This is a genomic window from Arthrobacter humicola, from assembly GCF_022803015.1.
In the GTDB taxonomy this organism is placed as follows: Bacteria; Actinomycetota; Actinomycetes; order Actinomycetales; family Micrococcaceae; genus Arthrobacter; species Arthrobacter humicola_A.
The window spans coordinates 367,722-390,932 of record NZ_JAFKON010000001.1 but is presented as its reverse complement, the minus strand read 5'-3'; the positions used below and the strand labels follow the sequence as shown (position 1 = coordinate 390,932).

The window sequence follows — 23,211 nt, the reverse complement described above, 5'->3', positions numbered from 1 at the left end:
GGTGGGCGGCATCACAACACACGGAGGCGATCGTTGAGAAGCGCCCGCCTGCATGAAAGAGTCATTTCATGACCAATCCCCTCCTGAGCCCCAGCACCCTGCCCTATGGACTGCCGCCGTTTGCGGATATCGACGACGCGCACTACGCCGAGGCCGTCGAGGCCGGCCTGGCCGAGCACCTTGCCGAAATCCAGGCCATCGTGGACACCCCGGCGGCCCCGACCTTCGAAAACACGGCCCTCGCCATGGAACGCTCCGGCCGGCTCCTGGACCGGGCCGCCGCGTCCTTTTTCACTCTGGTTTCCGCGGACGCCTCGGACACCATCCGGCACCTCGAGACCCGCCTGTCCCCGCTCTTTGCCGCCCACCAGGACGCCGTCTACCTCAACCGCGGGCTCTACGAGCGCTTCGCGGCGCTGGACGCAACGGTCCTGGACGCGGAATCCGCCCGGCTCGTGGGGGAATACCTCAAGGAGTTCCGGGCCTCCGGCATCCAGCTCGACGACGCCGGCCAGGAGCGCCTCAAGGAGGTCAACGCCGAGCTGTCCCGGCTCGGCACCGAGTTCGGCCAGCGCGTCAAGGAGGGCATGAAGTCCGCTGCCCTGCTGCTGGATGACGCCGCCGACCTCGCGGGCCTGCCCGCCGACGACGTCGCCAGCGCCGCCGAGGCCGCCCGGACCGCCGGGCACGAGGGAAAGTTCCTGCTGACCCTGATCCAGCCGAGCAACCAGCCTGCCATGGCCGCGCTGGCGAACCGGGAAATCCGCCGTCGCCTCTACGAGGCCTCCATCGGCCGCGGCAGCGACGGCGGCAGCTTCGATGTGCTCGACTTGGTCAAGGACATGGTCCGGCTCCGCGCCGAGAAGGCCAGCCTTCTCGGGTTCGCGAACTTCGCCGAACTCAGCGTGGACCGGCAGACGGCACCGGACTTCCAGGCCGTTCAGGCAATGATGAGCCGGCTGGCCCCGGCCGCCGTCCGCAATGCCGACGCAGAGGCCGAGGCGCTGGCCGAGGCCGCCGGCCACCCCCTCGAGGCCTGGGACTGGGCGTATTACTCGGCCAAGGTCAAGCGGGAGCGGTATGCCGTTGACGAACAGGCCCTGCGCCCGTACTTCGAGCTGGACCGGGTTTTGAATGATGGTGTGTTCTTCGCGGCGAACGCCCTGTACGGCGTCACCTTCCACGAACGCGCCGACCTCGCCGGCTACCACCCGGACGTGCGCGTCTGGGAGGTGAAGAATTCCGACGGCACGGACCTGGGCCTTTTCCTCGGCGATTACTACACGCGGGAGACGAAGCGCGGGGGCGCGTGGATGAATTCCCTCGTGGAGCAGTCAGGGCTCTTGAACACCCGACCCGTGGTGATCAACAACCTCAACATCTCCAAGCCGCCGGCCGGCGAGCCCACCCTACTGACGCTGGACGAGCTCCGCACCACCTTCCACGAGTTCGGCCACGCCCTGCACGGCCTGTTTTCCGCCGTCACCTATCCTCGGTTTTCCGGCACGAACGTACCGCGGGACTTTGTGGAATACCCTTCGCAGGTCAACGAAATGTGGATCATGTGGCCCGAGGTCCTGGCCAACTATGCCCGGCACCACGCCACCGGTGAGCCCCTGCCGCAGGAGACCGTGGACAAGCTCAACGCCGCCCAGCTCTGGGGCGAAGGCTTCGGCACCACGGAATACCTCGGCGCTGCCCTGCTGGACCTGGCGTGGCATGTCCTGGACGGCTCCGACATCCCGGATGACGCCGTCGAGTTTGAAGCGAAGGCGCTGGCCGCGGCCGGCGTGGCGCACAGCCTGATCCCGCCCCGCTACCGGACCGGCTACTTCCAGCACATCTTCGCGGGAGGCTGGTATGCCGCCGGCTACTACTCCTACATCTGGAGCGAGGTCCTGGACGCTGACACCGTGGAATGGTTCAAGGAAAACGGCGGCCTCAGCCGCGCCAACGGCAATTTCTTCCGCGCCGAATTGCTTTCCCGCGGCAACAGCCGGGACCCGCTGGAGTCCTTCCGCGCATTCCGCGGCCGGGACTCGGATCTCGCGCCGCTGCTGAAGCGCCGCGGCCTCGACTGATTCTTCACACAAAAAAGCGACGGCGGCCGGCCACCTAAGGAGGTGACCGGCCGCCGTCGTACTTAATACTTCGGCGACAATTGCGCCCGACTCTCTTGGCTTAATAAGAGAGACTGCAGAGGCTCCATGGACTAGGCGCCTTGGCGCCGAGCCTGTGGAGAAGCAGTCGAACGTTACCAGCCGCGCTCGGCGAGGCGGTGCGGCTGCGGGATTTCGTCGACGTTGATGCCGACCATGGCCTCGCCCAGGCCGCGGGAGGCCTTGGCGATCTCGTCCGGGTCGTCGTAGAAGGTGGTGGCCTTCACGACGGCGGCGGCACGCTGGGCCGGGTTGCCGGACTTGAAGATGCCGGAGCCGACAAACACGCCGTCGGCGCCGAGCTGCATCATCATCGCGGCGTCGGCCGGGGTGGCGATGCCGCCGGCGGTGAACAGCACCACCGGGAGCTTGCCGGTCGCGGCAACTTCCTTGACCAGTTCGTACGGGGCCTGCAGCTCCTTGGCCGCGACGTAGAGCTCGTCCTCGGCCATGCCGGCGAGCTTCTTGATCTCGGCGCGGATCTGGCGCATGTGCGTGGTGGCGTTGGAGACGTCCCCGGTGCCGGCCTCGCCCTTGGACCGGATCATCGCCGCGCCCTCGTTGATCCGGCGCAGGGCCTCGCCCAGGTTGGTCGCACCGCAGACGAACGGAACGGTGAAGTTCCACTTGTCGATGTGGTTGGTGTAGTCCGCCGGGGTCAGGACCTCGGACTCGTCGATGTAGTCCACGCCGAGGGACTGCAGCACCTGCGCCTCGACGAAGTGCCCGATCCGGGCCTTGGCCATGACGGGCACCGACACGGCCGCAATGATCTTGTCGATCATGTCGGGATCGGACATGCGGGACACGCCGCCCTGGGCGCGGATATCGGCCGGAACGCGTTCCAGCGCCATCACGGCCACGGCACCGGCGTCTTCGGCGATGCGGGCCTGCTCGGCGTTGACGACGTCCATGATGACGCCGCCCTTGAGCATCTCAGCCATGCCGCGCTTGACGCGGCTGCTGCCCGTGACGTTCTTCGCGGACGCGCCGGCTTCGCTGCTTACATCAGGTGTAGACACAAAAACCCCTATGGGTAGATAGATGACCTCGCCGGGGCACGGACGGCACGTTCAAGCCGTGTCTCGCACACACCGGATTACCGGATCCATTGGCCGGTAAAGCTAATACTATCCCCCGGCCGGGGCGCGGCAGAATTCGGGTTACAGCAGTCGAATCTCGCGCGGGGACTGGGATTCGGCGCGGCCGCCGGGGTGCCGTGTGGCGCCGTCAGGCGGGACGTTCCGTGGCGGTACCTTCGGGTTCCGCCAGCGACTGGCGGTGCACTGTCACGATGCGCTGGATCACCGTCACCAGGCTCGCTGTCGCGAGCAGGCACAGCGTCACGAAGAGCACCACCGGGGTCAGGCCCAGTCCGGTGAGCCCCGTGACCACCAGCACGGACACGAGGCGCTCGGCGCGCTCGGCGATGCCCACGTTGGCGTGGAAGCCCAGGGCCTCGGCCTTGGCCCGCGCATAGGAGACCACCATGCCGAGCACCAGGCAGAGAATGGCGGCGACGGCGATGGCCGGGTTGGCGCCGCCTGTGAAGAACCAGACGGCGACGCCGGCGAACAGGGCGCCGTCGGCCACGCGGTCAAGGGTGGAGTCCAGGAAATTGCCCCACCGGCCGCCGCGCTGCTGCATCCGGGCCATGATGCCGTCAATGACGTCGGAGAAAATGAACGCCGTGATGAACACGGTCCCCCAGAAGAGCTGCCCGAGCGGGTAGAACACGAGAGCGCCGATCACGACGCCGAGCGTGCCGACCACGGTCACTGCGTCGGGAGAGACCCCGATCCTCAGCAGCCAGCGGGCAACCGGGGAAAACAGGGCGGTGAAGAAGCCCCGGGCGTGCCTGTTAAGCATCCTTCTCCCCGGCTGTGTGCTGCGGCGCGGGCATTTCCTGCGGCCATGCGTCGGCGACCTGCTGACGGACCTCACCGAGGGTCTGCGTGACCGCCTTGGTCTGGGCAATGATGGGGAAGAAATTTCCGTCACCGCCCCAGCGCGGCACCACGTGCTGGTGCAGGTGGCCGGCGATGCCCGCCCCGCCGGTGACGCCCTGGTTCATGCCCAGGTTGAAACCGGAAGGGTTGGCGACTTTGCGCAGCACCCGCATGGCCGTCTGGGTCAGTTCGGCAAATTCCGCCGTTTCCTCGACTGTGAGGTCCGTGTAGTCCGGGATGTGCCGGTATGGGCAGACCAGCAGGTGGCCCGGGTTGTACGGAAAGAGGTTCAGCACAACGTAGCTCGTCCTTCCCCGGTAGACGATCAGGGAGTCCTCATCGCCCCGCTCGGGCGCGGCGCAGAACGGGCAGTCGTCCGGGTTCTTGAACTGGTGCTGGCCGCCCTTGATGTACGCCATCCGGTGCGGGGTCCACAGGCGCTGGAAAGCGTCCGGGACCCCGGCCAGGCTGAAGTCGTCCGTCACGGCGTGGTCGCCCGGATACTCCGGCCCGGCCCCTGTGGTTTCCTGCACGCGCTGCCCTTCCGTCTTCCTAGCTGGTCCGGTTTCGGACAGCGTCGACGATCCGCTGCACGGCCTCGGACACGGGCACGCCGTTGTCCTGGCTGCCGTCGCGGAAGCGGAAGGACACGGCACCGGCCTCGGCGTCGTCCCCGCCGGCGATCAGCACGAACGGGATCTTGTCCTTGCTGGCCGTGCGGATCTTCTTCGGGAAACGGTCCGAGGAGATGTCCACCTCGGCGCGGATACCGGCCGCCTTGAGCTGGTCCACGACGTCGAACATGTAGTCGTTGAATGCCTCCGCCACCGGGATGCCCACCACCTGGACCGGTGCCAGCCAGGCGGGGAAGGCACCGGCGTAGTGCTCGGTGAGCACGCCCATGAAGCGCTCCACCGAGCCGAACAGGGCGCGGTGGATCATCACGGGCCGCTGCCGGGTGCCGTCGGCGGCCTGGAACTCGAGTTCGAACCTCTCGGGCAGGTTGAAGTCCAGCTGGATGGTGGACATCTGCCAGGTCCGGCCGAGCGCATCCTTGGCCTGGACGGAAATCTTGGGGCCGTAGAATGCGGCTCCGCCCGGATCCGGGATGAGCTCGAGCCCGGAGGCTTCGGCCACCTCGGCGAGGGTGCGGGTGGCTTCGTCCCATGTGGCGTCGTCGCCGACAAACTTGTCCTCGTTCTTGGTGGAAAGCTCGAGGTAGAAGTCGTCCAGGCCGTAGTCCTTGAGCAGGCCCAGGACGAAGTTCAGCGTGCTGGTGAGCTCATCCTTCATCTGCTCGCGGGTGCAGTAGATGTGGGCGTCGTCCTGGGTCATGCCCCGGACGCGGGTCAGGCCGTGCACCACGCCGGACTTCTCGTAGCGGTAGACCGAGCCGAACTCGAAGAGCCGCAGCGGCAGTTCGCGGTAGGAGCGGCCGCGGGACCGGAAGATCAAGTTGTGCATGGGGCAGTTCATCGGCTTGAGGTAGTAGTCCTGGCCGGGCTTGCGCACGGTGCCGTCCTCGTTCAGTTCCGCGTCGATGTGCATCGCCGGGAACATGCCCTCGCGGTACCAGTCCAGGTGGCCGGAGACCTCGTAGAGATGGCCCTTGGTGATGTGCGGGGTGTAGACGAAGTCGTAGCCGGCATCGACGTGGCGCTGGCGGGAGTAGTCCTCCATGGCCTTGCGGATAATGCCGCCCTTGGGGTGGAAGACCGGCAGACCGGAGCCGAGCTCGTCCGGGAAGGAGAACAGGTCCAGTTCCGCGCCGAGCTTGCGGTGGTCGCGGCGCTCGGCCTCGGCAATGCGCTCCTGGTAGGCCTTGAGCGCGTCCTTGGTGGGCCAGGCGGTGCCGTAGATGCGCTGCAGCTGCTGGTTGTTCTGGTTGCCCAGCCAGTAGGCGGCCGAGGAACGGGTCAGGGCAAAGGCGTTGGAGATCAGCTTGGTGTTCGGCAGGTGCGGGCCGCGGCACAGATCGCACCAGATGCTGTCGCCGCTCTTGCGGTCCACGTTGTCGTAAATGGTGATGTCGCCGGCGCCGACCTCGACGTTGACGCCCTCGCCGGCCTCGGCGGCGTCATTCTTCCTGCCCAGCAGTTCGAGCTTGTAGGGCTCGTCCTTCATCGCTTCGCGGGCCTCGTCCTCGGACACCACGCGGCGAACGAACTTCTGGTTCTGGTTGATGATCTTCTGCATCATCTTTTCGAGCTGGCGGAGGTCTTCCGGGGTGAACGGTTCCGCGACGTCGAAGTCGAAGTAGAAGCCGTCCGTGATGTAGGGGCCGATGCCGAGCTTGGCGTCGGGGCGCAGCTGCTGCACGGCCTGGGCCATGACGTGGGCCGTGGAGTGGCGCAGGACGTTGAGCCCGTCCGGGGAATCAATGGTGACGGCCTCGACATTGGCGTCCTCGGGAAGGGGCTGGTCCAGGTCCTTCAACTCGCCGTTAACGCGGGCCACAACGACGTCGCGGCGCTCAAAGAAGAGTTCCGCGCCGGTGGTCCCGGTAGTCACCTTGGTCTCTTCGCCGTCGACGAGAAGGGTGATCTGCTGGGCATCTGACACGGGTGTCTCCTATTCAAAGTTAAGGCTTCGTAGCTTGTGGCGTACGGGGACCACAGCCAGCCTCGTCCATGCTATCGGTTTCTCCAGAGGCCAACCAACGCGCCACGAGCGAGCCGCACCGCCGGCCGGTCAGCCGCCCAGCCCGGTGATGGCGAGGTTCCTGCTGATCCCGTCCAGGGGGCCGGACAGGTAAGGCTCCTGCCGGCCGGCGGCGCCGGGAGCCGATGCCGGGAACGGGAGGGTCTCCGGGCGGCTGAGGTCCCAGGCCATGGAGGCGCTGATGCTGATCCCCCGCGGCCCGGTCCGGCGGGTGGTGCCGCGGATCAGGAGCAGGCGGGTGCCGAACAGCAAGGGTCCGGACTGCTCCTGCGCCTCGTGGAAGAACACCGAATCCACGCAGCCCGTGCCGTCGTCGACGCTGATGAACACCACCCGCCGGCCGCCCCTCATGGGCGGGGTCTGGGTGGCCACCCGGACCCCGGCAACCAGCACTTCCGTGCCGTTGCGCAGTCCCAGCAGCTTGTCCGCGGTGGTGACGCCCAGCCGGTCCAGCAGCGGGCGGTGGCTGGTCATGAGGTGCTCGCTGACGTCCACGGCCATCAGGTCCAGTTCCGCCCGGACGTTATCCACCATGCTGGGTGCGGGCAGTGCCGCCTTGAGGTTCGTCAGCTCCACGTCCCCCAGCGGCAACGCCAGCTGGCCCTCAATGACTTCCACGCCCTTCCTGAGGGGGCGGGCCTGGAGTTTCTGCAGGTGCTGGACCAGGTCCGCCCGGTTGGCGTCTCCCCCGGACGCCCGGTGCAGCGAATCGAAGGCGCCCAGCTGGGCCAGGCGCTGGATGCTGGGCCGGCTGAGCCGCGACCTGGCCCGCAGGTCCGCCAGGGAGTCGTAGGGCTGGCCGGCCACAATCCGTTTCAGCTCGGCGCCGGAGAGCCCGAAGATGCCGTTCAGGCTCAGCCGGATGCCCAGCCTGCCCCGGTCCGGCCCGGATTCCACCCGCTCCACCCGGTACTCGGCCTGGCTCCGGTTGATGTCGAGGGGAAGGATGGGGATCCCCAGCCGGCGGGCCTCGGCCACGAGCAGGCGTTTGGGGTACATTCCGGGGTCGTGTTCCCAGAGCCCGGCGAGGAACGCCTCCGGGTGGTGTGCCTTCAGCCAGGCAGACTGGTAGGTGGGCACGGCGAAGGCGGCTCCGTGGGCCTTGCAGAACCCGAAGCTGCCAAAGGCCTTGAGCGTGCCCCAGACCTTGTCCACCACCTCGGGACTGTAGTTCCGGGCACGCGCCTCCTTCCGGAAGAACTCCTCCACCCTGGCTTCAAGCACGTCATTGCCGAGGGCACGGCGGAATTCGTCGGCCCGCGCCAGCCCGCACCCGGTCATGACGTCGAAGGTCTTGAGGATTTGTTCGTGGAAGACCGTGACCCCGTGGGTCTCTTTCAGGACAGGCTTGAGGTCGGGATGCGGGTAGACCTCGGGGGCGAAGCCGTGCCGGTGCTCCAGGAAGGGCCGGACCATGTCGGATTTCATCGGACCCGGGCGGAACAGCGAGATATCAATGATGAGATCGTTGAATTCCCGGGGGGCCAACTTGCCTATCAGTTCGCGCTGGCCCGGGGATTCGATCTGGAAGCAGCCCAGGGTGTGGGTGCTCCTGATCAGCTCATAGGTGGGCTCGTCATCGAGCGGGACCGCGTTGAGGTCGATGTGCCCGTCCCCTGAGATGTAATCCGGGCCCGTCCCGTCCGGGCCGGCCGGATGCGCGCCGGCGGCCACCACCTCGGCCTTGGAGGGATGCAGACGGATCACTTCCCGGACGGCGAAGGCCATAGCGCTCTGCATCCGGACGCCAAGGACGTCGAGTTTCAGCATGCCCATGGGGTCCATGTCGTGCTTGTCGAACTGGCTCATGGGCAGGCCCAGGCCGCTGGGCTGAACGGGAGTGCGGTCCAGCAGGGTGGCGTCGCCGAGGATGACGCCGCAGGGGTGCATGGAGATATGGCGGGGCAGCCGGTCCAGCCGCTCCGTGAGGTCCACCAGCAGGTCCAGCTGCTGGTTCTCGGAGAAGCCGCGCTGCTCCACCCGGTCCGCGAATTCCTTCAGCTCGGGTTTCTCCACGAGGGCTTCGCGGAAGTGCCGGGCCGAGAACCGCCACAGCTGCTTGGCGATTTCCCCGACCTCGCCGTCGTCCATGCCCAGGGCCAGGCCGGCGTCGCGCACGGCACCGCGAGCGCGGTAACCGTTCTGCATGCTCATCAGCGTGACGCGTTCGGCGCCGAAGCGCTCAAAGATCTTCCGGTAAACGTTGTGCCGTTCGGCGCTTTCGACGTCGATGTCGATGTCCGGCAGGGTGGCACGGTCGCGGGAGAGGAAGCGTTCAAAGATGAGGTCGTGCTGGAGCGGGTTCACCTGGCTGATGTCGATCAGGTAGTTCACCAGGCTGGAGGCGCCCGAACCGCGCGCGGCCGCCCGGACGCCCAGGGCCAGGATCATCCGGGAGACCTCTGCGACGGTCAGGAAGTACGAGGCGAAGCCCAGCGAGTCGATGATCCGGAGCTCGTGCTCTAGCCTGGTCCGCAGCTGCTGTTCCCGCTGCCCGGAAATGCCCGGGAAGCGGCGGCCGATGCCGGCCTCACACCGCAGGGTCAGTTCGGCGAGCGCGTCGCCGTCGATCCCGATCACGGATGCCTCCGGGACCACGGGCTGTTTCCAGCCCATATCAGCTTCCGGATCAATGCGGCAGCGGTCCGCGAGCGCCTCGGTCTGGGCCAGGAGCCGCTTGAGGTCCGCTGTGCCGTAGCCGGCGGCGTGGATGATCTCCTTGCCCAGCTGCAGCATCCGGGCCGCCGATTTGAGCCAGCCCTGCCCGTTGGGCTGCAGCAGCGGGGCGGCGGAGAGCTCGGGGAGGGATTTCAGCGTCCGGGCCGAGTCCAGCACATCGGCGGTGGCCGCGCCGTCCTCAGCCACGTACCTCACGGCGTTGCTCAGCACGGCGGGCACCCCGTGTTCTGCGGCGAGTTTGAGCATGCGCACCGCGTGGGCGGTGCTCAGCGGTTCCCCGGGCGGGCTGAGCTGGGACACAACCTCTGCCGCCAGCGTTCCGGGGGGCATGGCGTCCAGCCAGCGTTTGAACAGGGTGCGGGGCCGCAGGTAGCGCCGGCCGCCCATGGCCCGGCCGACGTCGGAGTCCGGGCCGATCAGCACTGTCAGGACCGGCTTCAGGGTGTCCGGGTGCAGGGTGCGGGAAGCCAGTTCCGCCCGGGTGACGGCCACCGGCACTATTCCCTGCGCCTTGCCCGTGGTGCGGGCGTGGGCGTCGGAGATCAGCCGGCACAGCGCCCGGTAGCCGGCACCGTTGTTGTGTCCGTGCGCCAGCACGACGACGCGTCCCCCGAGCTGGGTGCGGTGGTCGCCGTCGTCGTCAAAGACCGCAAGGTCCACCCCGACGATTGCATCCAGCCCGGCTGCCATGCACGCCTTCAGGTGCTTGACGGTTCCATACAGGCCGTCTCGGTCCGTGCAGGCCAGCGCGGTGGCGCCGTCAGCGGCGGCCGCGGCGGCAAGTTCATCCGGCCAGGAGACGCCATAGTGGGCGCTGAACGCGGTGGAGACGTGCAGGTGGGTAAAGCTCATGCTGATTCGGGCTTCCGGAGGGGCTGGAGGGCGTCGTGGATCTTCAGGAGCCGCCACCGGCCGCTGCCGACATGCCGGGTCAGGTCAAGGGTGAGGGTGGAATCCGCGGCGTGATCCCCGGCCGCACGCACCTGTACCCGCCAGATCTCATGATCCACCAGGCCCGGCCCGCTTCCGAGTGGCGCCCGGCGTTCCTCGGCCCACCACTGGCGGCGTTCGTACCAGCGGACGGGGTCAGCGCAGACCGTGTAGCGCCGGCCGGCCCAGTCGAGGCGCAGGGGCTGGCCGGAGGGCGTGCAGATGACATCCACGGACTCGCTGAAAATACCCACGTTGCCTCCCGACCCAGTCCGGGCTGGAGCCGGCCCAGTCCCCGCTTCGACTTCCTACGTCCATTCCGCTTCCGACGCCTTCTGTTTCAGCGCCCTCTGTTTCAGCGCCTTCTGTTTCACGCCCTTTATTTATTCGAACATATCTTCGAATAAATACAGTCTACGTCGCGGAGCCGACAAAACCCAGATCGGGGGTGGACGGACGATTGCACAGGTAGCAGGATTGAGCCATGAGCTCCCATATCGCACTCCTGAAGCACGTAAAGATCGCCGCCAAGAATTCAACCTTGGTGGCGACCTTCGATATAGACGGAAATATCCCGGGGCAAGGCGCCTACGTGGTGGGCCTGCTGGCAGCCGGGCCGGACTACTCCCATCAGCGCAGACTGGGCATTGAGTTCATGAACGGCGAGGCCGTGTCCTTCTACTACTTCAACCATGACGGCACGGAAGAGAACTTCGACCTCAAAGGCGTGGAACACTCAGGAAACACCATCACGGGAAACTTCCCCATCGCGACTGTGCTTGGCCTGCCCAAGGGCCATCTCATGACGGCCTTCAGCGATTGTGACGGCCGGGACTACCAGGCCAACGTGCCTGTCGAAGAAGCCCTCTAGGCACCTTCTAGGAGCTGGACTTGTACACTTCCAGCTCGAGCGTGATGAAGGCATCGATCATCGCCCGGTAGGTCTTCTCGACAAGCTCGACGTCGATGTCCTTCTTTTCCGCTGTGGCGCGGACGTGTTCGATGACCCGCTCCACACGCCCGGGCGCACGGACCTCGGCGCTGTCCGCCTTGAGGGTCCCGGCGATCCGGATCAGCCGTTCCCGGCGCCCGATCAAGGACACGATCTGCTCGTCCACCTCGTCAACAGCCACCCGCACGGCGGCGAGCTGTTCGCGGTCGGCCTGGGCGGCCTTGTCGTCTGCGTGATTTGTGGGCATGTGCATGACAGTATCGAAAGATGCAGCCACGAGTCGACTTCATATCGCTAGGTGTCCGCAGTGTTGACGCCTCACGCCGCTTCTACGTCGATGGCCTCGGATGGCCGGTCCACCGGGAAGTCCCCGGGGAAGTGCTCTTCATCCAGGTCAACCACGGCCTCATCCTCTCGCTCTGGGACGCGGGTCAAATGCAGTCCGAGGCGGCCACCGATCCCCCTGCCGGCATTGCCTGCATCACGCTCAGCCACAACCTGGCCGGCACGGCGGACGTCGACCGGGTGATGGCCGAAGCCGGGACCGCGGGAGCCCGCATCGTTGCGGCACCGAAGACCCAGCCCTGGGGCGGCTACACCGGCTACTTCGCCGACCCGACGGCTACCGCTGGGAGGTCGCCTTCAACCCCGACTGGTCGGTCGACGGCGACGGCAAAGTAACGCTCTGACCTCAGGTGACCAGTACCGCCCCGTGCCTCGGCAGCCGCCGGGCACCTTGACAGGGCGGCGTACCCGCTAGAACAGGCTCCCCACCGGCTGGATGAGTTCCGGTGAGTCATTCCTGACGTTCCCGACGGCGGTTCCGACGGCGTCGATCGTCCAGCCTTCCGCGACGTCGTGCGCCCCGGCCCGGACCAGATCCACGAGCCCGGCCGCGTCATCGGCCTGCGGGTCCAGCCACGTCTGCATGGTCTCGCGGTTCATGGGCAGCGGAACCCTGTCATGCAGCGCGGTCAGCTCGGCCAGCATTCCCCCGGCGTAGCCCTCCGGCGGCGAGTCGGTGGTCATGATCGAGGTCGAGAGCATCCAGCGCTCCGGGTCGCCCTCTTCCTTGGACGGGTCCCGCCACCATTCATAGAGTCCCGCGAAGACAATGGGGCGCCCGTCCTTGGGATGGACGTAGTAGGGCTGCTTGGTGCGGCCCTCACCCTTCCACTCGTAGTAGCCGTCAGCCGGGACGGCGCAGCGACGGGCGCGGGTCGCTTTCCGGAAGGCGGGCTTCTCCAGCACGGTCTCGCTGCGGGCATTGATCATCTTCGACCCGATGCCCGGGTCCTTGGCCCAGGACGGCACCAGGCCCCACCGCGCAATGTGCAGTTGGCGGACCGGTTCTCCCTCCACCAGCCGTTCGAGCAGGATCGGCACATCCGCCGTCGGGGCCACGTTCCACGACGGCGGAATCGCGATCTCATCCTCCAGCCCGGCATCGAATTCGGCCAGCAGGTCTCCGACGGCCCGGGCCATCACGTAGCGTCCACACATGGCACCAGCATGCCACCGCACCCATCCCATGTCATCCGCCCAGCCGCCGTCGCGCACCCTGCGGGAAGACCATTTTGAGCCCGCCGAGGTCGCCGGCAACGTGCGAACTCGCCGGAACTTTCCGGCGACTTCGCATCTTTACCGCGAATTCGCGTCCGACGGAGTAGGGGGCAGCCTTCTCTGCGGGAATAGCGGGCTGCGGGGTACGGTTGATGACAGTGACGTACGACTTCAGTGGGGCCGGCCCGATACGCCGGCCCCACCACTTACTTGAGGAGAACTTCGTGGACTTCACCCCGGAATCCGGCACCATCACCATGTTTTCGACCACGTGGTGCGGCTACTGCAACCGGCTGAAGAAGCAGCTGGACGCACAGGGCATCGGGTACACCGAGATCAACATCGAGGAAGTCGAAGGCACGGCCGATCTCGTCGAGCAGCTCAACGGAGGCAACCGCACCGTCCCCACCGTGCTGTTCCCGGACGGCACCGCCGCCACCAACCCCTCCGCAGCTGAGGTCAAGAGCCGCCTCGCCGCCTAGGCCCTTCCTGCATCCAAGGACACCACCAAACCACGACGGCGCGGCCTCCCAAGGGCCGCGCCGCCGCCCGTTGTGCCAGTAACCAGTAAGTCGTGCCAGCAATCCGCGTTCCAGAACAGAGGAGCTTGTTTCATGGTCCATAAAGTCAAAGCCGCAGTAGTCCGTTCCAAAAATGCCGACGTCACCCTGGAGACGATCCTGGTGCCGGACCCGGGCCCCGGCGAGGCCCTCGTGGACATCCTCACCTGCGGTGTCTGCCACACCGATCTGCACTACAAGCAGGGTGCCATCAACGACGACTTCCCCTTCCTGCTCGGCCACGAGGCCACCGGCGTTGTCAGTGCCGTGGGACCGGATGTCACCGAGGTCGCCCCCGGGGACCGCGTGGTGCTGAACTGGCGGGCCGTCTGCGGCGAGTGCCGCGCCTGCCGCCGGGGCCAGCCGCAGTACTGCTTCAATACCCACAACGCCACCCAGAAAATGACGCTTGAGGACGGCACCGAGCTGACGGCCGCGCTGGGCATCGGCGCCTTCGCCGAAAAGACCCTCGTAGCGGCAGGCCAGTGCACCAAGGTGGACGACGACGCCGATCCCGCCGCCGTCGGCCTGCTCGGCTGCGGCGTCATGGCAGGCATCGGCGCGGCGATCAACACCGGAAACGTCCAACGCGGCGATTCGGTCGCCGTGATCGGCTGCGGCGGAGTCGGCACGGCGGCCGTCGCCGGCGCAGCGCTCGCCGGCGCCACCACCGTGATCGCCGTCGACATCGACGCCAAAAAGCTCCAGCGCGCCACGGAGCTCGGCGCCACCCACACGGTGGACTCCTCCGCCGTCGACCCCGTCGAAGCGATCCGCGAACTGACCGGCGGTTTCGGCGCCGATGTGGTGATCGACGCCGTCGGCCGCCCGGAAACATACAAGCAGGCCTTCTACGCCCGGGACCTCGCCGGCACGGTGGTCCTGGTGGGTGTGCCGAGCCCGGAGATGACCCTGGAACTGCCGCTGCTGGATGTGTTCGGCCGCGGCGGCTCGCTGAAGTCCTCCTGGTACGGCGACTGCCTGCCTTCGCGTGACTTCCCCACGCTCATCAGCCTCTACCGGCAGGGCAAGCTGGACCTGGACGCCTTCGTGACGGAGCGGATCACGATCGACCAGATCGAGGAAGCCTTCACGAAGATGCACGCCGGCGCTGTGCTGCGCTCGGTGGTGGAACTGTGAACGCCGGCCCTGTAAGCATCCGGATCGACCGGCTGGTGACCTCCGGGACGTTTTCCCTCGATGGGGGCACCTGGGATGTTGAGAACAACGTCTGGATCCTCGGGGACGACGCCGAATGCGTCATCATCGATCCGGCCCACGATCCCGCTGCCGTGGCCGCGGCCGTCTCGGGCAGGAAGGTCACGGCAATCCTGCTCACGCACGGCCACGATGACCACATCGGCGCAGTCGGAGCCCTCCGGATGCTCGTGAACGCGCCCGTGTACCTGCACCGGGCCGACTGGATGCTGTGGGAGCGGGTGTTCCCCGGCACCGAGCCGGACCACGCCATTGCCGACGGCGACACATTCGACGTCGCAGGGGCAAGGCTCGTGGCACTGCACACCCCCGGCCACTCGCCCGGGTCCGTGTGCTTCCTTCTCGAAAGCGAAGGCACCGTGCTCAGCGAAAAAACAGTGTTCAGCGGGGACACGCTGTTCCAGGGTGGCCCCGGGGCGACGGGCCGTTCCTTCAGCGACTTCCCGACCATCATCGAGTCCATCCGGACCCGGCTCCTGCCGCTCCCGGCCGACACGACGGTCCGGACCGGCCACGGGGATCCCACAACGATCGGCGCCGAAGCACCGCACCTTGAGGAATGGATCGCCCGCGGCCACTGACCGCGTCCGCGGAAAGGCCCGGCCCACCGCTTCCGGACCGGGCCTTTCAGCCATAGGATGTGGGGCCATGAGCTCTCGCACCAGCATGGATCCGGCAACACTGGCCGCGGACCTGCGTACCCAGTTCGATGCATTCCTCGATGAGCATCGCGCGGACCTGCACGCCTGCCTGGACGGGCTCACCGAAGAAGAGGCCCGGGCCTCGCTGGTGCCGTCGCGGACCACCCTCCTCGGGCTGGTGAAGCACGCCGCCTTCGTGGAGAAGGTCTGGTTTGACGAGGCCATCACGTGCCGGCCCCGGGCGGAGATCGGCATTCCGGCCACCCCCGACGAATCGTTCATCCTGGCGGATGACGACACCATCGCGGACCTCCAGGCCGCCTACCTCCAGGCCTGCGGGGACTCACGGCGTCGGGCCGCTTCGCTCGGCCTTGACGACCTTGTCCGAGGCAACCGGCGCGGCCCGCTGCCGCTGCGGTGGGTCTACCTGCACATGCTCAGGGAACTCGCCCAGCACTGCGGCCACGCGGACATTCTGCGCGAGCAGATCCTCGCTGCGCGCACCTGACGGCACCGGCCTCCCGGGTCAATGTTCTGAACCAAAAGAGCGGCATTGAACAATGGGTGCTGGTGAGCGCGGATGCGGCCACCCCCGATTGGTTTTCACAGGGCCGCATCCGCGCTGGTCTAGGGAAGCCCGGGTTCAGGCTCTGGTCCCGCGTGCCGGCCGCGTAATCGCGCCCCGATCAGCTCAGACACCACAGCGGGGGCGCGCAAGGAAGCAGGCCAGCCGGAAGTCGTGCCCGATCTAAAGGCCAACGCCGTGAACTGGACTACGGCACTGCCGGGGACAACGACTCTGGTGGCCATGAGATAGGAACTCCCGCAACGAAGATTGCAGCCTCTGCCTGACCAAATTCAGAATAGCAATTGCATTTGCCTTGCAAAAGGAAAAGCGAGTAACAATTGATATGCTGTTATTCCGGCCGATATCCCGTGGTCCGGCTCACCGTCTCCAGGCCCCGGTGTTTGTAAGGACCACCGTCCGGAAAGATGTGGGATGCGGATGAGGTCAACCGGCCGGTGCGCTGGCCGTCATTTCGTGGACGGGGCGTATTCCGGGTAGTAGCGCTGGATCTCCTGAACGGTCTTGCCGGCCCTCACCATTCGCTCAACGGACATCATGCTCCGGACTTCCTCGTCCGAGGACCGGGTGCTGTTCCACGGTCCCATCGTTCGGTAGCAGAAGTCATTCGGATCGTTCAGCCTGGCGAGTTTTCATTCCTCTATTCATGGTTCCCCAATTGGCCAGAAATATGTTGGCGAGCCTACCGCACAGGTGCCAGGTTTCCCGAGCGACGGTGTTTTCCGCTCGGTCATGGAGGTTCGGCAGTTTGCCTCGCCGGAATCGCAGATGGGTCTTGATCCACTCCGCGGTCCTGGGAAACAATGTTCGCGGAATAATGGGCCCCGGAGAAAGGGTTTCAATGACAGCGCGGGATACCTCCTCAGTCGGTGCTCCGTGCTGGGTCGACACCTGGCAGCCCGACCCCCAGACGGCCAAGGACTTCTACGGTCCGCTCTTCGGGTGGACTTTCGACGACCCGACGCCGATGCCGTCCGGTTTCGACGGCGACTATTACGCTGCGCGCCTCCGCGGTCGGCTGGTTGCCGGAATCGGACAGGCGCCGCCGCAATCGCCGCCGGGGTGGATCACCCACGTGCGTGTCGTAAACGTCGGGGAAGCCTTGGCTCGTGCCGAGCGGGCGGGGGGCAAGCGCCTGGGGCCGTTTGGTGCCGGCCCGGATAACCGTATTGCTGTGCTCGCCGATGCCACCGGCATCCCGTTCTGCCTGCGGCAAGCAGGAGGGAACGACGGCGCCCAGCTGGCCAATGAGCCGAATTCCTGGGCCATGAGCTCGCTGCACACCACAGATCTCGGGCGGGCCCAGGCGTTCTACGGTGCAATGTTCGACTGGGAACTCGAACCCGTCCCGGACGCCCCCTTCTCGCGGTGGCTCCGCTCCGGCCGGGTAGTGGCAGTGGTGGCAGCCACGGACGGCGTCGCGGTCCCGCCGCATTGGAGCGTCAATTTCGCCGTCCGCGACGCGGACGCCATTGCCCGGCAGGCCCTAACACTGGGTGGCAGCATCTTGATGGCGCCCATGGACTCGCCGGGATTTCGCAGCGCCGTGATCAGGGACCCCCAGGGCGGCACCATCGCGGTCAGCGCAACTACCGGCTGACGCTTGCTGGAGAGCATGAGCGCCACACCGATTTGCGGCGCTGGTAGGGTCAGCCCATGGATGAAATTTTGGGGAAGTTCATCGACGATTTCGCGCGGCTCGTGGAGCTTGCGCAGTCCGGGCAGCGTCGGGGGCAACCGGGTACCCAGCTGCTGACTGCGCTCACCGAGCATTTGGCGGTCCGGGCCGAATCAGTGTCAGTAGTGGTTGAGGAGATTCCGCCGCACCGATTCGTGGACGCAGACATCCTCATGGAAGAGCTCGCCGCAGAGGATCCTGAGTTCCGGCTCGTGGGCATCGGCGGCGGCGACCAACGCCACCATCACTCGCTGAGCGACATGCTGCAGCAGTCCCAGCTATATCCGCAGTTCCCCCTGTCCCAGCCGGACTACGCCAACTTGGCTGTCGGGCCGGACGAACAACGGCAGGCCGTGGCACTGGGGCTCTGGCTATTCAGCCATGGAGGCAGTCCGATCGCCGTGCTGCAGCGGGACGCCAACCCCCGGTACGGCCGGCAGTCAGCTTCCCTTGAGGTTTTGGCCGGCGCTACAGATAAGGCCGCACGCTTCCTCTCGGAGTTCCGCAATCGGATGCAGCACCGCAGCGTGCTCAAGGGACAGGTCATTTCCCTGGTGATGGGCGAGTATGGTCCCAGCGCGGCCGGGGTGACGTTCCATGCACGGCCCGTCCTTGCCGCGTCGGATGTCATCCTGCCGGATGGCCTGCTGGAGAGAGTGTCGGACCACGCCTTAGGTATCGCCGAGCACCGTGAGTCTCTGATCAGGTACGGCCAGCACCTCAAACGCGGCGTCCTGCTCTACGGCAGGCCGGGGACGGGCAAGACCCACACGGTACGGTATTTGTTGAGCCGGAGCGAAGGTGTCACAGCAATCCTTCTTTCGGGAGGATCGCTCGCCAGGATCTCAGAAGCCGCCACCATGGCCAGGGCGCTGCAGCCCTCCATCGTCGTCCTTGAGGACTGCGACCTCATCGCCGAGGACCGCAGCTTCGGGCACGGACCACAGCCGCTGCTATTCGAGGTGCTGGACGCCATGGACGGTTTGGCCAGCGACGCGGACGTGGCGTTCGTCCTCACCACCAACCGCGTGGACATGTTGGAACGCGCCTTGGCCCAGCGTCCCGGCCGTGTGGACCTGGCCGTGGAAATTCCTATGCCTGCCCGGGCGGAGCGGGTTGCGCTGATCACACTGTATGCCCGCAGTATTCCCCTCAGCCCGAGCTCGATTGAAGACGCCGCCGCCCGCACCGAAGGAACCACCGCCTCGTTCGCACGCGAACTCGTCCGCCGCGCGGTCGTTGCCGGCGCATTGGACGGCGCGCCGGTGGCGGACCATCATCTTCAGAAGGCTGTGGATGACCTGATGGCCGACAGCGCCGCGCTCACCCGAAGCCTCCTCGGCAGCGGCGCCGGAGACGGCTCTGAGGGCATGGGCGGACCGTTCCCCGGACCGCCGGCGGCCTTCCATCCCGGGGGCTAGGACGCACCGCGCCAGTGCAATTGGGCCCTCAGCGCCGCCACCGGTACGGGGTGGTCGTTGAGACTCGCAGCAATCCATAGCGTTCCAGGATCGGTCGCGAATATTCAGTCGAGTCACTGTGGATGAGTTTCTTCCCGAGCGCCAGCGCGGCCCGGGCCCGGGCGGCGGTGAGGGCCCGGTAGATACCCTGGCCACGCCATTCTGGACGCGTCGCCCCGCCCCAGATGCCCGCGAATTCCGTACCCGGCACCGGCTCGAGGCGGCCCGCGCTCACGATCAGTCCTTCGTGTTCGGCCACCCACAGTTCCATGCCGTCATCGCGCGCCATGCGTTGCAGGATTGCGTCGGCGTTGCCGTCGGAGACGTCAACGCCGAAAACCTCGTCCTGCATCGCGCTCATGGCGCGGATGTCCCGTTCTGCGCTCACCGGCCGCAGGCTGACGCCGGGCGGGAGCTGCACGTCCGCATTCAACGCGTTTGCCGGTCCGATCATGATCGACTCGGTCTCATCGGGCTCAAATCCGTTGTCGAGCAGTGCCCCGTGGAGTCCGGGTGCATGATCGTGGCCGCGGGTTTTCCACTCGACCCGCACGATCGCGGGATCGCTGCGGTAAAACGCGAGCGCTTCGGCCACCCACTGCGCGATCGTCCGGGCGTTGGCCCCATCGAGGTTCTGATAGGTCACGAAGCCCCTGCCGCCTGCGAAGGTCACCAGCCGCAGCGGACCCAGCCGTTCAACGCCGCTGGCACCGGGCGTCTCGGCAGCTGTCCGGAGTTGCTGGTCGTACGCCACAAGAAGTTCTTCAGAAAGAGTCATCGGCGTCCACCCTACAGCCACACCGGACACCGGACGCCGGATACAGGACACCCGGCGCTCACGTTCCCTCACCGAGGGGCAACTCGGCCGGAGCGATGGCTAAGTGTCACCTGCACTCCTGCCGCCGCCCCGAGCGCGGCCGCATGGCGAAGGTCCGCCTCCGCCGCAAGACCCCCCACGCTCCGCTCTGGAGGGCGTCCGCAGCCTCGCCGTACCCGGCCCCAGGCCTCTTCCGCGGCCAGCCCGCGAGGCTTAGACTCGATTGGCTTGAGCAAACAGGGAGAAGTTCGGCATGAGGCTCGTCGTCGATCTCACTAAGTGTCAGGGTTACGCACAATGCGCCTTCCTCGCCCCGGAGGTCTTCACGATCCAGGGGGACGAGGCACTTACCTACGATCCGGCCCCTGACGAGGCGCAGCGCACGAGGATCCGGCGGGCCGCCGCGGCCTGCCCGGTCCAGGCCATCCGCCTCGACCAGCTTGAAGAGCCGCAGAGGCCGCGGCCTCCCGAAGAAGCCCCGGGAACGGCCGCTGCCGCCGGAGGCAACGGGGGCACGTTCCTTCGATCCGGCAGGATTGTCATCGTGGGCACGTCACTGACCGGGCTGCGCGCGGCGGAGCGGCTGCGCGAGGAAGGGTTCACGGGCTCGCTGACTCTCATTGGTGAGGAAGCGCACGAGCCGTATGACCGGCCGCCGCTCTCGAAACAGGTCCTGGTCGGGTCGGTGCGGTCCGCTGACACGTCGCTGCCGCGCCGCCGGGGAATCGACGCCGACTGGCGCCTGGGCGTCGCGGCCACGGGTCTGGATCTCGCCGCCAGGCAGGTGCACCTCGCCGACGGTGGCCGGATCGGATTCGACAAGTTGTTGATCGCCACTGGCGTGCGGGCCCGGTCCTGGCCAAACGCGGCGGAGGCGGCGCTGGCAGGCGTGCTGACATTGCGGACCCGGGAGGACGCGGCAACGCTTCGGCAGCTCCTGGCCGCATGCCCTCGCCCTCGCCGGGTCCTGGTCATTGGCGCCGGGTTCATCGGCTGCGAGGTCGCTTCGGTGTGCCGCGAACTTGGCCTGCCGGTCACCGTGGCGGAGGCAGGCCCGGCACCGCTTGGCGCGGCGCTCGGCAGCGTGATCGGTGCAATTGCCGGAGAGCTGCAGATCGAGAACGGCGTGGATCTGCGCTGCGGCGTCAGGGTCGTTTCACTGGAAGGCGATGCCGGCGGACAGCTGCGCCGCGCCCGCCTCTCCGATGGCACAACACTTGACGTGGACATCGCGGTCACCGCGCTCGGGACCGTTCGTAACGGTGACTGGCTCGCAGGCTCCGGATTGGCGAGCGGCGTGTGGGGTGTCGCGTGCGACGCCGGCTGCCGGGCTTTCGACGTCAACGGGCTGGTCACCGATGACGTCTTCGTCGCCGGCGACGTTTCCCGCGCCCCGCAGCCGATGTTCGGCTACCAGTTCCTCGCCGTCGAGCACTGGGGCAACGCGGTCTCCCAGGCCGAGGTTGCAGCGCACAACATGGTCAGCGGCGAAACGGCACGGTGGCCGCACCTGGCTGTGCCCAAATTCTGGTCCGTCCAGTTCGGCACCGAAATTAAGAGCGTGGGCGTGCCCTCGGTCGCCGATGAGGTCGCCATCGTGCAAGGATCGGTCGGATCCCGGCGGTTCCTGGCCGTTTACGGCTACAAGGGCCGCATCGTGGCTGCAGTGGCGTTCAACCAGAACAAATGGCTTGACTTCTATGAACCGCTGATTGACCAAGCGGCGTCCTTCCCGCCGACTTTCCACCATATTGACGAGCCGGACGATGCGCAGCCCGTGCCGGCCGGGTTCCAGCCTGCCGCCAGCCCCACCCAGGATGCGACCGTCGTCGTGACCGGCCACTATCCCAATGAGCGGCGCGCCAGATTGACTGACCGCCGCCTCCCGTAATGCGCCGCACCGGAGACCGGCAGCGACCGGCCCACGACCCAAGGAGCCTTCGCCATGGCCGAGTCCAGCACCTGGGAGCAGATCCTCGACTACACCAACCGGGCTAACCCCTACCCGTTCTACGACGAACTCCGCAAAACCCCCGTGAGACGCCTTCCGGACGGAAGCTATCTAGTGAGCACCTACGCGGAGATCGCCGCCCTGTTGCACGATCCACGGGTCAGCTCCGACATAACCCGCAACCCGGCTGCCGCCGCGGCGGGCGCCACGATTGGTGAGGACGGGGACGGCGCCGGCATGACGCCGACTTTCCTCAGCATGGATCCCCCGGATCACGACAAGTTCCGGCGGATCACCATGCGGCACTTCGGCCCGCCCACGACGCCTGGCAGGGTGGCCGGGATGGAGGCGCGGATGGCGGAAATTGTCACCGATCTGGTCGACAACATGGCGGACCGCAGCCGGATCGACGTCGTCGATGATCTGGCGTATCCCCTGCCCGTCACGGTGATCTGCGAACTTCTCGGTGTGCCCCCCGGAGATGAACAGCGCTTCCGGGTCTGGGTGGACCTGGCCCTGCAGTCCACCGATCCCGGACTCGATCCCGAAACCCAGCAAAAGAAGAGGATTGAGGCCGGCACGGAACTGCGCGCGTTCATGCAAGAGCTGGTCGACGCCCACCGGCAGGCCCCGGGGACTGACCTGCTTTCAGCGATGGCCACCGATGATGGCCCGGAGGGCCGCATGCCGGACGAACAACTGGTGAGCACCGGGCTTCTCCTGCTCATCGCCGGACATGAAACCACAGTAAACCTCATCTCCAACGGCGTCCTGACGTTGCTCCGCCACCCAGACGAGCTCCAGAGGCTGCGCGCTGACCCCGGCCTGGCCATCCCGATGGTCGAGGAGCTGCTCCGCTACGAGCCGCCCGTGCATTTCGTCCCGTTCCGCACCGCCCTCGACGACATCGACATCGCCGGCACCACCATCCCAGCCGGCGCCTCGCTCACCCTGGTCCTTGCTGCGGGCAACCGCGACCCCGCCCACGTCGCTGACCCCGGGCTCTTCATCCCTGACCGGGCCAACAACCAGCACCTCGGTTTTGGGGGCGGCGTTCATCTTTGCTTCGGGGCGCCCCTGGCCCGGCTGGAAGCGCAGATCGCACTCACCGAATTCGCCACCAGGCTGGAGAACCCGCGGCTGGTATCGGACCCACCGCCGTACCGGCCGAGCCCGTTCCTGCGCGGCCCCTCCCACCTCCCGGTAGACATCGACGGCGTCCTTGCCCCTGGCCGGGCAGCCGACGGGCTAGCTGCACGCGGCGGCGATCAACTGCCGCGCCAGGGCGAGGCCCTGCCTGGCCGGGCCTTCAGCCCCCAGCACGGCGGCCGTTGACAGCGTGCCGTTGAGGACCAGCAGGAGCTGCTCTGCCAAGATCCTCACCCGGGACCTCGGCGGGTAAGCCCC

The 23,211-nt window shown here is 66.9% G+C and carries 20 protein-coding genes and 1 pseudogene; 11 read left to right on the top strand and 10 right to left on the bottom strand.

All coding sequences use genetic code 11. From position 1 onward, the window contains the following. Positions 1–68: 68 nt before the first annotated feature. A complete protein-coding gene (locus ARTB_RS01740; RefSeq protein ID WP_243177343.1) occupies positions 69–2,081 on the top strand; it encodes a M3 family metallopeptidase in 2,013 nt (670 codons plus the stop codon). Positions 2,082–2,254: 173 nt separating this feature from the next. Here ARTB_RS01740 and pdxS read toward each other — a convergent pair whose 3' ends face one another. From pdxS to ARTB_RS01710, 6 genes are all read right to left on the bottom strand, one after another. Further along, positions 2,255–3,181 carry a pyridoxal 5'-phosphate synthase lyase subunit PdxS gene (pdxS, locus tag ARTB_RS01735; RefSeq protein ID WP_026266390.1) on the bottom strand — a complete coding sequence of 309 codons (927 nt, stop codon included), beginning with the start codon at positions 3,179–3,181 and terminating at the stop codon, positions 2,255–2,257. A gap of 208 nt (positions 3,182–3,389) precedes the next feature. After that, positions 3,390–4,028 carry a phosphatidylinositol phosphate synthase gene (gene pgsA, locus ARTB_RS01730; protein WP_243177342.1) on the bottom strand — a complete coding sequence of 213 codons (639 nt, stop codon included), beginning with the start codon at positions 4,026–4,028 and terminating at the stop codon, positions 3,390–3,392. Further along, positions 4,021–4,641 carry an HIT family protein gene (locus tag ARTB_RS01725; RefSeq protein WP_243177341.1) on the bottom strand — a complete coding sequence of 207 codons (621 nt, stop codon included), beginning with the start codon at positions 4,639–4,641 and terminating at the stop codon, positions 4,021–4,023. The genes pgsA and ARTB_RS01725 overlap by 8 nt, the downstream gene beginning before the upstream one ends. Positions 4,642–4,660: 19 nt before the next feature. After that, on the bottom strand, positions 4,661–6,670 hold the full coding sequence (gene thrS / locus ARTB_RS01720) for a threonine--tRNA ligase (protein WP_028277550.1): 2,010 nt from the start codon (positions 6,668–6,670) through the stop codon (positions 4,661–4,663). A gap of 129 nt (positions 6,671–6,799) precedes the next feature. Further along, positions 6,800–10,300 (bottom strand): DNA polymerase III subunit alpha, encoded by a 3,501-nt coding sequence (locus tag ARTB_RS01715; RefSeq protein ID WP_243177340.1) that lies wholly within the window; start codon positions 10,298–10,300, stop codon positions 6,800–6,802. Next, a complete protein-coding gene (locus ARTB_RS01710; protein ID WP_028277549.1) occupies positions 10,297–10,632 on the bottom strand; it encodes a DUF6504 family protein in 336 nt (111 codons plus the stop codon). The genes ARTB_RS01715 and ARTB_RS01710 overlap by 4 nt, the downstream gene beginning before the upstream one ends. Positions 10,633–10,862: 230 nt before the next feature. On the opposite strand from ARTB_RS01710, the gene ARTB_RS01705 reads away from it, so the two are divergent. Continuing rightward, on the top strand, positions 10,863–11,249 hold the full coding sequence (locus ARTB_RS01705) for a hypothetical protein (protein WP_018773194.1): 387 nt from the start codon (positions 10,863–10,865) through the stop codon (positions 11,247–11,249). A gap of 7 nt (positions 11,250–11,256) precedes the next feature. On the opposite strand, the gene ARTB_RS01700 is transcribed toward ARTB_RS01705, so the two are convergent. Then, on the bottom strand, positions 11,257–11,583 hold the full coding sequence (locus ARTB_RS01700; protein WP_028277548.1) for a chorismate mutase: 327 nt from the start codon (positions 11,581–11,583) through the stop codon (positions 11,257–11,259). Positions 11,584–11,597: 14 nt separating this feature from the next. Here ARTB_RS01700 and ARTB_RS01695 point away from each other — a divergent pair. Continuing rightward, a pseudogene (locus tag ARTB_RS01695) lies at positions 11,598–12,019 on the top strand (VOC family protein). 67 nt (positions 12,020–12,086) lie between these two features. On the opposite strand, the gene ARTB_RS01690 reads toward ARTB_RS01695, so the two are convergent. Further along, positions 12,087–12,833 carry an SOS response-associated peptidase gene (locus ARTB_RS01690; RefSeq protein WP_279293845.1) on the bottom strand — a complete coding sequence of 249 codons (747 nt, stop codon included), beginning with the start codon at positions 12,831–12,833 and terminating at the stop codon, positions 12,087–12,089. A gap of 284 nt (positions 12,834–13,117) precedes the next feature. On the opposite strand from ARTB_RS01690, the gene ARTB_RS01685 reads away from it, so the two are divergent. The 4 genes from ARTB_RS01685 to ARTB_RS01670 all read left to right on the top strand — a co-directional run bounded on the left by ARTB_RS01685 (position 13,118) and on the right by ARTB_RS01670 (position 15,820). Continuing rightward, positions 13,118–13,375 carry a mycoredoxin gene (locus ARTB_RS01685; protein ID WP_011692168.1) on the top strand — a complete coding sequence of 86 codons (258 nt, stop codon included), beginning with the start codon at positions 13,118–13,120 and terminating at the stop codon, positions 13,373–13,375. 132 nt (positions 13,376–13,507) lie between these two features. Next, a complete protein-coding gene (locus ARTB_RS01680) occupies positions 13,508–14,593 on the top strand; it encodes an S-(hydroxymethyl)mycothiol dehydrogenase (protein WP_243177339.1) in 1,086 nt (361 codons plus the stop codon). Further along, on the top strand, positions 14,590–15,252 hold the full coding sequence (locus ARTB_RS01675; RefSeq protein ID WP_243177338.1) for an MBL fold metallo-hydrolase: 663 nt from the start codon (positions 14,590–14,592) through the stop codon (positions 15,250–15,252). Before ARTB_RS01680 ends, ARTB_RS01675 begins: the two co-directional genes overlap by 4 nt. Before the next feature lie 67 nt (positions 15,253–15,319). Further along, entirely contained in the window at positions 15,320–15,820 is a 501-nt protein-coding gene (locus ARTB_RS01670; protein WP_243177337.1) for a DinB family protein, read from the top strand. A 527-nt stretch (positions 15,821–16,347) separates the two neighbouring features. Here ARTB_RS01670 and ARTB_RS01665 read toward each other — a convergent pair. Beyond that, the gene (locus ARTB_RS01665; RefSeq protein WP_243177336.1) at positions 16,348–16,485 is read right to left on the bottom strand and encodes a hypothetical protein; all 138 of its coding nucleotides are present in this window, start codon (positions 16,483–16,485) and stop codon (positions 16,348–16,350) included. A gap of 254 nt (positions 16,486–16,739) precedes the next feature. Here ARTB_RS01665 and ARTB_RS01660 point away from each other — a divergent pair, with 254 nt between their 5' ends. Next, positions 16,740–17,498, top strand: coding sequence for a VOC family protein (locus ARTB_RS01660; RefSeq protein ID WP_243177335.1), 759 nt, complete (start codon positions 16,740–16,742; stop codon positions 17,496–17,498). A 56-nt stretch (positions 17,499–17,554) separates the two neighbouring features. Next, positions 17,555–18,997, top strand: coding sequence for an AAA family ATPase (locus ARTB_RS01655; RefSeq protein ID WP_243177334.1), 1,443 nt, complete (start codon positions 17,555–17,557; stop codon positions 18,995–18,997). A gap of 28 nt (positions 18,998–19,025) precedes the next feature. Here the strand turns inward: ARTB_RS01655 and ARTB_RS01650 are convergent, their stop codons facing one another. Further along, a complete protein-coding gene (locus ARTB_RS01650) occupies positions 19,026–19,814 on the bottom strand; it encodes a GNAT family N-acetyltransferase (protein ID WP_243177333.1) in 789 nt (262 codons plus the stop codon). Positions 19,815–20,106: 292 nt separating this feature from the next. Here ARTB_RS01650 and ARTB_RS01645 point away from each other — a divergent pair, with 292 nt between their 5' ends. Then, positions 20,107–21,744 carry an FAD-dependent oxidoreductase gene (locus ARTB_RS01645; protein ID WP_243177332.1) on the top strand — a complete coding sequence of 546 codons (1,638 nt, stop codon included), beginning with the start codon at positions 20,107–20,109 and terminating at the stop codon, positions 21,742–21,744. A gap of 54 nt (positions 21,745–21,798) precedes the next feature. Continuing rightward, positions 21,799–23,139 carry a cytochrome P450 gene (locus ARTB_RS01640; RefSeq protein ID WP_243177331.1) on the top strand — a complete coding sequence of 447 codons (1,341 nt, stop codon included), beginning with the start codon at positions 21,799–21,801 and terminating at the stop codon, positions 23,137–23,139. The last annotated feature ends 72 nt before the right edge of the window (positions 23,140–23,211 follow it).

Bases quoted from the DNA above. Each gene is read 5' to 3' on its own strand.
- ARTB_RS01740 (WP_243177343.1), top strand. From the start codon at position 69: ATGACCAATCCCCTCCTGAGCCCCAGCACCCTGCCCTATGGACTGCCG.
- pgsA (WP_243177342.1), bottom strand. From the start codon at position 4,028: ATGCTTAACAGGCACGCCCGGGGCTTCTTCACCGCCCTGTTTTCCCCG.
- ARTB_RS01715 (WP_243177340.1), bottom strand. From the start codon at position 10,300: ATGAGCTTTACCCACCTGCACGTCTCCACCGCGTTCAGCGCCCACTAT.
- ARTB_RS01705 (WP_018773194.1), top strand. From the start codon at position 10,863: ATGAGCTCCCATATCGCACTCCTGAAGCACGTAAAGATCGCCGCCAAG.
- ARTB_RS01700 (WP_028277548.1), bottom strand. From the start codon at position 11,583: ATGCACATGCCCACAAATCACGCAGACGACAAGGCCGCCCAGGCCGAC.
- ARTB_RS01690 (WP_279293845.1), bottom strand. From the start codon at position 12,833: ATGTGTGGACGCTACGTGATGGCCCGGGCCGTCGGAGACCTGCTGGCC.
- ARTB_RS01680 (WP_243177339.1), top strand. From the start codon at position 13,508: ATGGTCCATAAAGTCAAAGCCGCAGTAGTCCGTTCCAAAAATGCCGAC.
- ARTB_RS01670 (WP_243177337.1), top strand. From the start codon at position 15,320: ATGAGCTCTCGCACCAGCATGGATCCGGCAACACTGGCCGCGGACCTG.
- ARTB_RS01665 (WP_243177336.1), bottom strand. From the start codon at position 16,485: ATGGGACCGTGGAACAGCACCCGGTCCTCGGACGAGGAAGTCCGGAGC.
- ARTB_RS01660 (WP_243177335.1), top strand. From the start codon at position 16,740: ATGACAGCGCGGGATACCTCCTCAGTCGGTGCTCCGTGCTGGGTCGAC.
- ARTB_RS01655 (WP_243177334.1), top strand. From the start codon at position 17,555: ATGGATGAAATTTTGGGGAAGTTCATCGACGATTTCGCGCGGCTCGTG.
- ARTB_RS01650 (WP_243177333.1), bottom strand. From the start codon at position 19,814: ATGACTCTTTCTGAAGAACTTCTTGTGGCGTACGACCAGCAACTCCGG.
- ARTB_RS01645 (WP_243177332.1), top strand. From the start codon at position 20,107: ATGAGGCTCGTCGTCGATCTCACTAAGTGTCAGGGTTACGCACAATGC.
- ARTB_RS01640 (WP_243177331.1), top strand. From the start codon at position 21,799: ATGGCCGAGTCCAGCACCTGGGAGCAGATCCTCGACTACACCAACCGG.